Genomic DNA, 12,663 nt, shown 5'->3' on the forward strand with positions numbered 1-12,663 from the left:
TCATGGCCGGCAAAACCATCATCACCTGCGCCATCACCGGCAACCTGACGAAGCCCGAGCAGTCGCCGTACCTGCCGATCACGCCCGAGCAGATCGCGACGTCCGCGCTGGAAGCGGCTGAGGCCGGCGCCGCCATCGCCCACATCCATGTGCGCGATCCCGCGACGGGGCGGCCGTCGATGGAGATCGATCTCTACCGCGATGTCGTGGATCGCATCCGCGCCCGCAACGAGAGCCTGGTCATCAATCTCACCACCGGCCCAGGCGGGCGTTTCGTGCCCTCGATCGAAGACCCCCGCGTCGCCGGGCCCGGCACCACGCTGCTTGCGCCCGAAAAGCGCGTCGAGCATGTCGAGCTCATCAAGCCCGACATCTGCACGCTCGATCTCAACACCATGAATTCCGGCGGCGAGGTCGTGATCAACACGCCGCGCAACGTCCGCATCATGGCCGAGCGGATGACGGCGGCGGGCGTGCTGCCGGAGATCGAGCTGTTCGATTCCGGCGACTGTCATCTGGCGCGCGACATGCTCGCCGACGGCTCGCTGAAAGGGCCGGGCCTGTTCTCGCTCGTGCTCGGCGTCAAATACGGCTTCTCCGCGACGCCGGAGACCATGTTCTACGCGCGCAGCCTGCTGCCGCCGGGCGCGATCTGGTCCGGCTTCGGCATTGGCCGCGCCGAGTTCCCGATGGTCGCGCAGGCCTATTTGCTCGGCGGGCACGCCCGCGTCGGCATGGAGGACAACCTTTATATGTCCAAGGGCGTGCTGGCCAAGAGCAATGCCGAGCTGGTCGCGCACGCCGCCGGTATTCTAAAAAGCCTCGGCGCGAGCGTTGCGACCGCGCATGACGCGCGCGCGATGCTGGGGCTGGCGTAGCACGACGTCGGCGCCGGATTACTGAGCATGGATTGGTGACCTCAGTGTGGCGCTGGCCGGGTCTTGCGTGGAGCTTGCGCGCAATCCCCAGATAAACCCGGTCCGTAGTCGCGCAGGCTTCCGCTTCGCGCGCGAGTCTGATCTCTTTCCGTAAGTCGGGAGGGAAGCGCATGTCTTATACGATCGGGTTCCAGGCCAAGGACCAGAACGCAATTCTGGCGACCGAGGCGGCCACCGCCAATCAGGCCGTCGCCATCATCGCCGCGTTGCGGCAGAGCGCCGACGAGATCAAGTTCATCCGCTCGCCGCAGGAAGGCGAGATGGGCATCGAGATGCTGCTGCTGCTCGCCAAGGAAGAGGCCGAGGAGATGCCGCAGCGGGGCTGAGGCATGATCCGGACCCGGAGGGCCGCGTTAGCGCAAAGTGCGCAGCGGTTTCCCGGAAAGATCATGCTCAAACAGTAAACTAAAGCGCGATCTAATCGCGCTTTAGCCCCGCCGCCATACTTCGATCAGAAGCGAAACATGCTGGCTGCGGAATGATGTAGAAGGCACCAGTGTTGCTCGAACCGAAGGTGGCCCATGAAACGCGAAACGCTCCGCGTCGAACCGATCTCGTCTTATCTCGATCGCTGGAAGGCGCCGACCTCGCCGGTGACGCGTGCCGGCAACATGATCTTCGTCGCAGGCCTGCCGCCGTTCGATCCCGAGACGGGCGAGCTTGCGGAGATGCCGATCGAGCGGCAGAGCGAGATCATCATGGAGCAGATGAAGCTGTGCCTCGAGACGGCCGGCGCCTCGCTCGACAACGTCATGAAGTGCAACGTCTACTGCACCTCGACCAGGCACTTCGCCGCGTTCAACACGGTCTATGCGCGCTATTTCCCCAATGATCCGCCGGCGCGGATCTTCGTCTGCACGCCGGAATGGTTCGGCCCCTTCGACGTCGAGATCGACTGCATCGCGATGATGTGAGGATCAAAGCGTTTTCGAGCGAAGTGGATGCCGGTTCGCGTGAAGAAAACGTGTCAAACAAGAGTCTAACGCGCAGCGACCCTTGACGGCGCCTTCGCCTCCGTCCGCCCCGCCGTCAGCGCCATCGTCGCGACGCTGACGACGCGCGCGACCACGTCCTCGACGTCGTCGAGATCGCATTTGCCTTCCGACAGCTTCGTCAAGCGCTCGCTCTCGCGGATGGTGTGATGCGCCATCGCGAGCGCGAAGTTCAGGCCCCAATAGATCTCGACCTCGCTGCGGTCGGGCAGGGATCTGCGCATCGCGCCGGCGAATTTGCGCAAATGGTCGATCTCGCGGTTCTTGATGCGGCGGATCGGCGGCACGGATTCGATCGAGGCGCGGATCATGAAGCGTGCCGCGGTCGAGCGCTCGTTCTCGGGGCCGAGGCAGCCACGCAAGGTCGGGCCGACCAGCGCATGCAGGATCACCTCGATCGGCGCGCGGCCGCCGCCTTGCTCTTCCGCCGCTTTCAATTCGCGCAAACGCTCGCGGTTGGTCGCGATCGAGCGCGTGACAAATAATTCCGCGATCAGCTCGTCCTTCGAGCCGAAATGATAATTCACCGCGGCGAGGTTGACCCCGGCTTCCGCGACGATGTCGCGCAGCGTGACGTCGCCAAAACCGCGATCGGCATAGAGCCGTTCGGCGGCGGCGAGAATGGCGGACCTGGTGTGATCGCTGGCCATGGCTTGCCCCCAGGGAGGGAGTTGCAATTCAAACAGTTGTATGAAACTATCGTTTGAAGGCCGGGAAAAGTCAATCCGCAATCGGGACTCGTTCGCAACTCGCGGGCCGGTTCCGCAAAACGCCCGCAAGTCGCGCTTGCGGGCGGTGCGCGGCGGGAGGACAGTCCGGCGCAAAACGACCAGTGAGAGAGAAACGAGGAGCGTCCCATGGATTTCGATCTGTCGCCGAAGCAGAAGGAATGGCTCGACCGCGTGCGGTCCTTCATGGCCAAGCACGTGCGCCCGGCGGTGCCGATCTATGACGAACAGGATCGTAGCGGCGAGCGCTGGAAGGTCATCCCGATCCTCGAGGAGCTCAAGAAGAAGGCCAAGGCCGAAGGCCTCTGGAACATGTTCATGCCGCCGTCCGAGCATGAGGACGACGAATTCCGCGGCGCGGGATTGACCAATCTCGAATATGCGCTGCTGTCGGAGGAGATGGGCCGCATCACCTGGGCCTCCGAAGTGTTCAACTGTTCGGCGCCCGACACCGGCAACATGGAAGTGTTCATCCGCTACGCCACCAAGGAACAGAAGCGCAAATGGCTGCGCCCGCTGATGGACGGTGAGATCCGCTCGGCGTTCCTGATGACGGAACCGGCGGTCGCCTCGTCGGACGCGACCAACATCGAGACCCGCATCGAGAAGGACGGCGATCACTACGTCATCAACGGCCGCAAATGGTGGTCGTCGGGTGTCGGCGATCCCCGTTGCAAGATCGCGATCCTGATGGGCAAGACGGATCCGTCGGCCGCCAAGCATCAGCAGCAGTCGCAGATCCTGGTTCCGCTCGATACGCCTGGCATCAAGGTCGAGAAGATGCTGCCGGTGTTCGGCTTCGATGACGCGCCGCACGGTCATGCTCAGGTGCTGCTGCAGAACGTGCGGGTTCCGAAGGAGAACATTCTGCTCGGTGAAGGCCGCGGCTTCGAGATCGCGCAGGGCCGCCTCGGCCCCGGCCGCATCCATCATTGCATGCGCACGATCGGCAAGGCCGAGGAGGCGCTGGAGAAGATGGTGAAGCGGCTCGCCTCGCGCACCGCGTTCGGCAAGAGGATCATCGAGCACAGTGTGTGGGAGCAGCGCATCGGCGAGGCCCGCACCGACATCGAGATGAACCGCCTGTTGTGCCTCAAGGCCGCCGACATGATGGACAAGGTCGGCAACAAGACCGCCCAGCTCGAGATCGCCATGATCAAGGTCGCAGGTCCCAACATGGCCTTGAAGATCATCGATCAGGCGATCCAGGCCTTTGGCGGCGCCGGCGTGTCCGACGAGGCTGGCCTTGCCAAGGACTATGCCCACATTCGTACGCTCCGTCTCGCCGACGGTCCGGACGAGGTGCACAACCGCGCCATTGCCAGACTTGAACTTCGGAAGTATGCAAACTCTCCTAAACACTAAGAACGGCGTAGAGCGCGAACAACGCTCTCCTCACCGTCATTCCGGGGCGCCTCGCAGAGGCGAACCCGGAATCTCGAGATTCCGGGTTCGCGCTTTGCGCGCCCCGGAATGACGATCAAGAAGAAGAGGGAGCGTCACCGTGGCTGACGGCGTCAGGAAAGACGAGGAGTTCTCGGGCACCAAGCCGGTCGAGGAGCGGCATCGTTTCGACGAGCTGCGTCTCGAGGCGTGGATGCGCGAGAACGTCGAGGGTTTTGAAAGCCCGCTGGTCGTGCTCCAGTTCAAGGGCGGCCAGTCCAATCCGACCTATCGTCTCAACACGCCGAACCGTTCCTACGTGATGCGCAGAAAGCCGTTCGGCAAATTGCTGCCGTCGGCGCACGCGGTCGATCGCGAATATCGCGTCATCGCGGCCCTTGGAAAGCAGGGCTTTCCGGTCGCGCACGCCTACGCGCTGTGCCAAGACGACGGCGTGATCGGTGCTGCCTTCTACATCATGTCGATGGAGGAGGGCCGGGTGTTCTGGGATCCGACGCTGCCGAGCCAGGATGCCGATGCGCGGCGCAAGATCTTCACCAGCAAGATCGAGACGCTGGCCAAGCTCCACATGTTCGACCCCGTCGCGATCGGCCTCGGCGACTTCGGCAAGCCCGGCAACTATTTTGCGCGGCAGATCGACCGCTGGACCAAGCAATATCGCGCCTCGGAAACGCAGCTTATTCCCGAGTTCGAGAAGGTCGCCGAATGGCTGCCCAAGACCGTGCCGGAGCAGGCGCGCGTCTCGATCGTCCACGGCGACTATCGCCTCGACAACATGATTTTCCACGCGACGGAACCGCGCGTGCAGGCCGTGCTGGATTGGGAGCTGTCGACGCTCGGCGATCCCATGGCCGATTTCACCTATCTGCTCATGCAGTGGGTCATGCCGGGTTTGCAGGGCGTCGATCTCAAGGCGCTCAACATCCCGAGCGTGGACGAGGCGGCGCAGATCTACTGCAACGTCACCAGGATGAGCGTGCCTGATCTCAACTGGTATTTTTCCTACAATCTCTTCCGCCTCGCGGGCATCACGCAAGGTATCGCCGGCCGCATCCGCGACGGCACCGCCGCCAACGCCAAGGCGCTGGAATCAGCCAAGCGCACCGTGCCGCTGTCGAAAGCGTCATGGGAGTACGCGCAGAAGGCTGGCGCGGTTTAGCGACAACGAAGGCGCGGCTGACGGCCGCGCTTTTTGCTTTGGTGCGCTGCTGTCTCCACAAGCTCAGTGTCATTGCCCGCGAAAGCGGGCAATCCAGTATTCCAGAGACAGCAGTGCTCGAGCCGAAAAGCCGCGGCGTACTGGATGCCCCGCTTTCGCGGAGCATGACACCGGCTTTGTAGGGACACTTGCGAAAGAACGCTGATCACATGATCGACCACGCCACCTTCATCACTTACATCCTCATCGTGCTCGGCTTCGTCTTCATTCCGGGCCCGGCGACGCTGCTCACCATGGCGCGGGCCGTCAGCTCGGGGACGAAGGTCGGCATCGCGACGGGGGCGGGGATCGCGGCCGGCGATCTGATCCACACCTCGATGGCGATCGTCGGCCTCTCGGCGATCATCGCGACCTCGGCGCTGCTGTTCAGCATCGTCAAATATGCGGGCGCGGCGTTCCTGATCTATCTCGGCATTCGCGCCATGCTCGACAAGGCGCCGATCGAGCTGAACGGAGGCGCGCCGGCGATCGGTGCCGGCCGCGCCTTCCGGCAGGCCGTGCTGACCGAAGTGCTCAATCCCAAGACCGCGCTGTTCTTCCTGGCCTTCCTGCCGCAATTCGTCACGCCGGAGCACGGCGCGATCTCGCTTCAGCTCGCCATCCTCGGCGTCGTCTTCGTGCTGCTCGGCCTGCTCAGCACCGTCGTGTTCGCCGTCGGCGCCGGCCGTCTCGGCAATCTCCTGCGCCGCCATCCGGCGGTGGTGAAGTGGCAGGGCAAGGTGGTCGGCACCGTCTACTGCGCCGTCGGCGTCCGGCTGGCGTTGCAGGAGCGATGAGGCACGTACTCTTGTAGGGTGGGCAAAAGCGCGTAGCGCTGTGCCCACCAGCTCTCCGTGTTCATACCGAGGATGGTGGGCACGCTTCCGCCTTCGCTCTGCAAGCTACGGCGGACAAGCCGCTTTGCCCACCCTACGGCACCTACGATGCCGCCTTCGCACAATGCGCGATCAGCTTCTCGACGAAGCCCGCGCATTTCTCCAGCTCCGCCATCTCCACGAACTCATCCGGCGTGTGCGCCTGCGCGATCGAGCCCGGGCCGATCACGACCGACGGCACATCGGCCATGCTGGCGAACAGGCTCGCCTCGGTGCCGAACGCGACCTTGGCGTGGTCGTTGCGGCCTGCAAGGCTTTTTGCCAGCGTGACGATCGCCGCATCGGCGGCGGTGTCGAGCGCGGGATAATCGAGGATCTCCTCGAAATCGATGCCGCATTCGGGATGCCTCGCCTTCATCGTCGGCTCGAGCTCGGCCTTGGCCCAGGCGACGATCGCATCGGTCACTTCCCGGGATTCGGTGATGCCGATGCCGCGGCATTCGAAATCCACCGTGCAGGTGTCGGGAACGATGTTCAGCGCGGCGCCGCCATGTACGATGCTGGTGAGCAGCGTCGAATGCGGAACGTCGTAGAGGCTGTCCGTTGACCGCGCGGCCGCGAGCTTCTCGGCGCGGCGGCGGATCTCGACGATCAGCTCGGCGGCATATTCGATCGCGTTGACGCCGTCAGGCGCGATCGAGGAATGACGGGCGAGGCCATGGAACGTGGCGCGCACGCCGTGCTTGCCCTTGTGGCCGATGATGACCTGCATCTGGGTCGGCTCGCCGATGAAGGCACCGAGCGGCCTGACCTTCTTCTTTGCCACCTCGCGCAGCATCGGCCGCACGCCGACGCAGCCGATCTCCTCGTCATAGGAGATCGCCAGATGAATCGGCCTGTTCAGTTTGGCCTCCAGCATCTCCGGCACCATGGCGAGGCATACCGCCACAAAGCCTTTCATGTCGGTGGTGCCGCGGCCATAGAGCTTGCCGTCGCGTTCGACCAGCTTGAACGGATCATGGCTCCAGTCCTGGCCGATAACAGGCACGACGTCGGTATGGCCTGACAGCACGAAGCCGGGGCGATCCTCGGGCCCGATCGTCACCCACAGCGAGGATTTTTGCCCGGTCTCGTCGATCATGCGCTCGCCCTTGATACCGAGGAAGGCGAGATAGCTCTCGATGTGGGCGATCAGGGGCAAATTGGTGCGATCGCTGATCGTGTCGAAGCCGACGAGGTCGGCAAGCAGGTGGCGGATGCGATCGGGTCTGGAGCTCGGGAAGATCGGGTTCGGCATTGTCTTTTCTTGTCGGGGATTGCGGAGGCTGAAGTTGGTTGCATGAACCATACCAACGTGGTGGGTAGTCGGGCAAATCAAGATCGCAACCGTCATTCCGGGACGATGCGGAGCATCGATCCCGGAATCCATCGGGCCGCATCACGCGCGGCGAAATGGATTCCGGGTTCGCGCCTTCGTCGCGCCCCGGAATGACGAGGGAGAGCTGCATCTCGTGTTGCCCGTCGGGCAAAACACCCCAATGCTCGGTCAACCCGCGATCTCAAATATATTCCGCTTTACCGAAATTCGGAAATCGCGTATGTGTCGCCGCAACCCGGCCCAAGGAAGAGGGGCGTATCGCGATCGTCACGAACGTGGGCTGGGCGGCGGTGGGCGTGGACCACATCGGCGCGAAAAGCTTCGCAGGGCGGGCAACCGTGAGCGAGGGCCTCGCGCCAACGACAGGTGCGGTTCACGTACGGCAAAATCGTGTGGTCCTGACGCCCGGGGTCTGTGCGTCAAGTCTTGCGGTGATGTGTGCTGTCCAACCGGGCACGCGCATCAGTCATCCGCACGGTGACGGGGGCAATAGTGCATCGCTCCCCGGGGAGATCACGACATAAGCCGTAAAACCACTGCGCAGGGAAGGCCGGGATGTCTCCGGTTGCCCTGTTACCCGCTGTGCATCGTAGCGCAATCTACTCATGGCATAGCGGTCAATGGGAGCCAGCCGGCTCCCGGTCTTCCCTGCGCCCTCTTTCACTGGGGGTGATGAGATGCAGCAAAGCTCGGGCGGAAGATGCCGCGAGGATGCGAAGGCGTGTCTGCGATGAAGATGCAAATTGAAAGAGCGACGCCGTCACCCCACACTCCGTCATTGCGAGGAGCCCTTGCGACGAAGCAATCCAGAGTCCCTCCGCAGAGAAGATTCTGGATTGCTTCGCTGCGCTCGCAATGACGGCGTTGCAACAGGTGTGCACGAAAACTCAGGTCCCGTGCCCCGGACGCGGCGCAGCGCTTCTTCAGCGGTGCGCTGCTGAGCCGGGGCCCATGCTTGAGGCACTCTGGGTCCCGGCTCTGCGCAGCAACGCTTGCGCGTTGCAGCGCGTCCGGGACACGAGAGGGTTAAACCGGCTTGCCCGTATACGGCATCGAGGCCGTCAGACCACCATCCACCGGGAATGCCTGCCCATTCACATACGATGCTTCGTCGCTCGCCAAGAACAATCCCATGGCGGCGAGCTCGTGCGGCTGGCCGGGGCGCTTCAGCGGATTGAGCTGGCCGATCTTGTCCTGGGTGCCGCGCTCCTTGGCGCGGTCGAAGATCGGCTTGGTCATGCCGGTTTCGATCAGGCCGGGGCACACCGCATTGATGCGCACGCCGGTGCCGGTGAGTGAATAGGCGGTGGTCTGCACCAGGCTGATGACGCCGGCCTTGCTCGCCGCGTAGGGATGTCCGCTGGCGCCGGCCTTGAGGCCTGCCACGGACGCCGTGAGCACGATCGCGCCGGACTGCTGCTTCACCATGTGCGGCATCGCGTACTTCACCGCGAGGAACGGCCCGATCAGGTTGACGCGCAAAATCTCTTGCCAGTGCTCCACCGTTTGCTCGGCAAGCGGGACGAGCCCGCCCGAGACTCCAGCATTGGCCCAGATCACGTCGAGCCTTCCGTGCGTCTTCACGGCCTTGTCGATCACCGCGATGACGTCCTTTTCGGAGCCGGCATCGGCGACCATGGCTTCGGCGATGCCGCCGGCCTTCTTCACCTCGTCGACCGTCTCCTTGACGGCCTCGGTGCGATCGACCGCGATCAGCTTTGCGCCTTCCTTGGTGAAGAGGAGTGCGGCGGCGCGGCCGATGCCGCTGCCGGCGCCGGTAATGATGACGGATTTGCCTTGCAGGCGGCCCATGCGCTTCTCCCTGGGTTCGCGCGCGACGCTTGCCGCGCGACGGAATTTCAAACAGAATTTGAAACGGTAAAGTGTCTTGAGACACGTTCACTCCTGACGTACAGCGACATCACACGGGATGGAAGAGCTTCGATGGCAGCCGCAGACAAGCCGAAAGTGGTCACGACACGCTGGTGGTGGGTTCGTCACGCGCCGGTGCGCAATGACGGTGGCAACATCTACGGGCAGAGCGATATCGCCTGCGACACCAGCGACACCTACGTGTTCAATGCTGTTGCCAAGGTGCTGCCACGCAGTGCGGTCTGGTATTCGAGCAATCTCATGCGCACGCACCAGACCGCGGAGGCGATCTGGGAGGCGGGCTACCCGCGGCCCGCATCGATGAAGTGGGAAGCGGACCTCGCCGAGCAAAATCTCGGCCGCTGGCAGGGCATGAATCGCGCCGAGTTCATCGCAAGCCGTCCCGTCGGCACGAGCTGGTTCGCCGACATCAACGAGCCGGCACCCGGCGGCGAGAGCTTCATGGATCTCTACAACCGCACGCGCCGTACCGTCGAGCGCATCAACAATGAGGCGGCTGGCCAGGACGTCATCGCGGTCGCCCATGGCGGCACCATCAAGGCGGCGATCGGTCTGGCGCTCGAGGGCCAGGTGGAGCGGGCGCTGGCGTTCGACATCGACAATGTGTCGATCACGCGGCTTGATTATTTCTCAAGCCCCGAACGCTCGGTCTGGCGGTTGCCGATGGTGAACCAGCAGCCGTGGATCGCGGACGACGCGCATGCGGAGATGCACCAGCCGGCGGGGCCGGAAGTGAAGAAGCTCGCCTGACACCGCTGTCCGCGCGAGCAGACGCGGCGTAGACTTCAGGCCAAATCAAATCGTACCTTGGGAGGAAAGCATGACCTTGTTCGACATGAAGGGGAAAGTCGCCGTCATCACCGGCTCGACGCGCGGCATCGGGCTTGCGATCGCCGAGCGCATGGCCGAGCACGGCGCCAAGGTCGTGATCTCATCGCGTAAGGCCGATGTCTGCGAGCAGGTCGCCAAGGACATCAACGACAAGCTCGGCAAGGGCACCGCGGTCGCGATCGCGGCCAACATCTCGTCAAAAGAGAATCTGCAAAACCTCGTCGACGAGAGCAACCGCGCCTTCGGCAAGATCGACGTGCTGGTCTGCAACGCCGCCTCGAACCCGTATTACGGCCCGCTCGCCGGCATCTCCGACGATCAGTTCCGCAAGATCCTCGACAACAACATCGTCGCCAACAACTGGCTGATCTCGATGGTGGTGCCGCAGATGATCGAGCGCAAGGACGGGTCAGTCATCATCGTGTCCTCGATCGGTGGCCTCAAGGGCTCGACCATCCTCGGCGCCTACGCGATCTCCAAGGCCGCCGACATGCAGCTCGCGCGCAACCTCGCTTGCGAATACGGCAAGCACAACATCCGCGTGAACTGCATCGCGCCCGGCCTGATCAAGACCGATTTCGCCAAGGCGCTGTGGGACAATCCGGAGAATTTGAAAGCCTCGACCTCGCGCTCGCCGCTCCTGCGCATCGGCATCCCCGACGAAATCGCGGGCGCCGCGGTGTTCCTGGGCTCCAAGGCCGGCGACTTCATGACCGGCCAGACCATGGTCATCGACGGCGGCGCGACGATCAGTTGAGACGTCGCGCGGGAGAGGGCACGTGGCCCACCCAACAACAGGTGTCATCGCCCGCGAAGGCGGGCGATCCAGTACTCCGCGGCGGAAGTTTGTTCACACAACTGCGGCCGCGGAGTACTGGATGCCCCGCCGGAGCCTGTCATCGGGCTCGCCGAAGGCGAGACCCGGTGGCGGGGCATGACAGTGAGGGTGGAGATGCTCCGTCCCGTCACTCCACCGCCGCGTAAACCAGATCCCGCACCAAGGTCCTTGTAAAATCACGCTGTCCCGGGCCCTGGCTCATGAACACCGTGAGCAGATCCTCCTTCGGATCGACCCAGAAGAACGTCCCCCCGATGCCGCTCCAGAAATACTGGCCGACGCTGCCGGGGAAGGGCGCGATGCCGGCCTCGCGGCGGACGGCGAAGCCGAGGCCGAAGCCGTGGCCGGGCGACAGCAGCGTGCCGTTGGTGACGACGTGCGGCCCAAGATGATCTGACGCCATCAGCTCCAGGGTCTTGCGGCCGATGATCCTGTTGCCATCGAGCGTGCCGCCATTGCGCAGCATCAGCGCGAAGCGGGCATAGTCCATCGTGGTGGAGACCAGGCCGCCGCCGCCGGATTCCATGACCGGCTGCTCGAGCATGTTGAAGAGGGCGACCTTGTCGCCGGTCCAGGGATCGGCCGCGAACGCCTCGGCGAGCCGGCCAGCATTGGTCTCAGCGGTCGAGAAGCCGGTCTCGGTCATCTGAAGCGGCGCGAGGATGCGCTCGGCGAGGTACGCGCCGAGCGACTTGCCGCTGATGATTTCGATGATGCGGCCGAGAATATCGGTGGAGCGGCTGTAGTTGAACTCGTCGCCGGGATGACAGACGAGGGGGAAGCTCGCCACCAGCGCGGCGTGCTCGGCATTGGTGATCTTGCGGCTGCGGACGCGGGATTCCTGGTAGAGCTTGTGCACGGGGCCGTCGCCTTGGTGCTCGTAGGTCAGGCCCGAGGTGTGGCGGAGCAGGTCCTGCACCATCATCGGCCGCCTCGGCGGAACCAGTTCCAGCTTGCCGCCGCTGACGACGCCGACCTTCTGATTAGCGAACTCCGGAATGAACTTAGCGACGGGATCGCTGAGGAGGAGGTGACCGTCCTCGACCAGCATCATGATGCCGACGGAGACGATCGGCTTGGTCATCGAGAAGATGCGGAAGATCGAATCAAGCGCCATCGGCGCGGACCCCGCCGGGCTCTGCTTGCCGAGCGCCTCGAACCATCCGACCTGGCCGCCTCTCGCCACCAGCACGGTCACGCCCGGAACGGTTCCCTTGTCGATCTCGCGCTTGAACGCATCCGACATGGCCTGGAGGCGGGGCCGCGACAGGCCCAGCGTCTCGGGCTTGGCCTCGGGGAGAGGCGGGGTTTTCGGCGCAGTCGAGGGGCGGGCGGCGGCTGTCGCGGTCATGTTCACTCCCGAGGGCACATTATTGTCGGGAGCGGACTGTGGCCCAGAAGGCGAGGCACAAACAAGCGAAGCCAGCGCGCTTCACCCTTGCAAACCAGCCGCCCCCTGTGCTTGAAAGCGCCCCTGATCCGCGTGGCGACGCGAGGGTCCGTAGGAGTGTAGCTCAATTGGTAGAGCACCGGTCTCCAAAACCGGGGGTCGCAGGTTCGAGCCCTGCCACTCCTGCCACTCCTGCCAGTCCATCCAGGTAATCAGGATCGAGGCAGGTCGGGTAAC

General features: G+C 63.9%; 12 protein-coding genes and 1 tRNA gene. 9 read left to right on the forward strand and 4 right to left on the reverse strand.

Going from position 1 to position 12,663, the window contains the following annotated elements:
- Positions 1 to 2 precede the first annotated feature (2 nt).
- The 3 genes from QA642_RS20345 to QA642_RS20355 all read left to right on the forward strand — a co-directional run bounded on the left by QA642_RS20345 (position 3) and on the right by QA642_RS20355 (position 1,852).
- The gene (locus tag QA642_RS20345) at positions 3 to 878 is read left to right on the forward strand and encodes a 3-keto-5-aminohexanoate cleavage protein (RefSeq protein WP_283086217.1); all 876 of its coding nucleotides are present in this window, start codon (positions 3 to 5) and stop codon (positions 876 to 878) included.
- Positions 879 to 1,048: 170 nt separating this feature from the next.
- Positions 1,049 to 1,264, forward strand: coding sequence for a hypothetical protein (locus QA642_RS20350; protein ID WP_283086218.1), 216 nt, complete (start codon positions 1,049 to 1,051; stop codon positions 1,262 to 1,264).
- Positions 1,265 to 1,459: 195 nt separating this feature from the next.
- Entirely contained in the window at positions 1,460 to 1,852 is a 393-nt protein-coding gene (locus QA642_RS20355; RefSeq protein ID WP_283086219.1) for a RidA family protein, read from the forward strand.
- A 65-nt stretch (positions 1,853 to 1,917) separates the two neighbouring features.
- Here QA642_RS20355 and QA642_RS20360 read toward each other — a convergent pair whose 3' ends face one another.
- On the reverse strand, positions 1,918 to 2,580 hold the full coding sequence (locus tag QA642_RS20360; protein ID WP_283086220.1) for a TetR/AcrR family transcriptional regulator: 663 nt from the start codon (positions 2,578 to 2,580) through the stop codon (positions 1,918 to 1,920).
- A 207-nt stretch (positions 2,581 to 2,787) separates the two neighbouring features.
- On the opposite strand from QA642_RS20360, the gene QA642_RS20365 reads away from it, so the two are divergent.
- The 3 genes from QA642_RS20365 (at position 2,788) to QA642_RS20375 (ending at position 6,057) form a co-directional block, all read left to right on the forward strand.
- Entirely contained in the window at positions 2,788 to 4,023 is a 1,236-nt protein-coding gene (locus tag QA642_RS20365; protein ID WP_283086221.1) for an acyl-CoA dehydrogenase family protein, read from the forward strand.
- Between the two features lie 139 nt (positions 4,024 to 4,162).
- A complete protein-coding gene (locus tag QA642_RS20370; RefSeq protein WP_283086222.1) occupies positions 4,163 to 5,221 on the forward strand; it encodes a phosphotransferase family protein in 1,059 nt (352 codons plus the stop codon).
- A 209-nt stretch (positions 5,222 to 5,430) separates the two neighbouring features.
- Positions 5,431 to 6,057, forward strand: coding sequence for a LysE family translocator (locus QA642_RS20375; protein ID WP_283086223.1), 627 nt, complete (start codon positions 5,431 to 5,433; stop codon positions 6,055 to 6,057).
- 142 nt (positions 6,058 to 6,199) lie between these two features.
- On the opposite strand, the gene argE is transcribed toward QA642_RS20375, so the two are convergent.
- The gene (gene argE, locus QA642_RS20380) at positions 6,200 to 7,393 is read right to left on the reverse strand and encodes an acetylornithine deacetylase (protein WP_283086224.1); all 1,194 of its coding nucleotides are present in this window, start codon (positions 7,391 to 7,393) and stop codon (positions 6,200 to 6,202) included.
- Between the two features lie 1,107 nt (positions 7,394 to 8,500).
- On the reverse strand, positions 8,501 to 9,286 hold the full coding sequence (locus QA642_RS20385; RefSeq protein WP_283086225.1) for an SDR family oxidoreductase: 786 nt from the start codon (positions 9,284 to 9,286) through the stop codon (positions 8,501 to 8,503).
- 132 nt (positions 9,287 to 9,418) lie between these two features.
- Here QA642_RS20385 and QA642_RS20390 point away from each other — a divergent pair, with 132 nt between their 5' ends.
- Complete coding sequence (locus QA642_RS20390) at positions 9,419 to 10,117, forward strand: histidine phosphatase family protein (RefSeq protein WP_283086226.1); 699 nt, start codon at positions 9,419 to 9,421, stop codon at positions 10,115 to 10,117.
- A 70-nt stretch (positions 10,118 to 10,187) separates the two neighbouring features.
- Positions 10,188 to 10,955: an SDR family oxidoreductase gene (locus QA642_RS20395; protein ID WP_283086227.1), complete on the forward strand. Its 768-nt coding sequence runs from the start codon at positions 10,188 to 10,190 to the stop codon at positions 10,953 to 10,955.
- 208 nt (positions 10,956 to 11,163) lie between these two features.
- Here QA642_RS20395 and QA642_RS20400 read toward each other — a convergent pair whose 3' ends face one another.
- Positions 11,164 to 12,387 carry a serine hydrolase domain-containing protein gene (locus QA642_RS20400; RefSeq protein WP_283086228.1) on the reverse strand — a complete coding sequence of 408 codons (1,224 nt, stop codon included), beginning with the start codon at positions 12,385 to 12,387 and terminating at the stop codon, positions 11,164 to 11,166.
- A gap of 152 nt (positions 12,388 to 12,539) precedes the next feature.
- Between QA642_RS20400 and QA642_RS20405 the strand changes: the two genes are divergently transcribed.
- Positions 12,540 to 12,615: transfer RNA gene (locus QA642_RS20405), tRNA-Trp, on the forward strand.
- The last annotated feature ends 48 nt before the right edge of the window (positions 12,616 to 12,663 follow it).

Source organism: Bradyrhizobium sp. CB2312 (assembly GCF_029714425.1).
Taxonomy (GTDB): Bacteria; Pseudomonadota; Alphaproteobacteria; order Rhizobiales; family Xanthobacteraceae; genus Bradyrhizobium.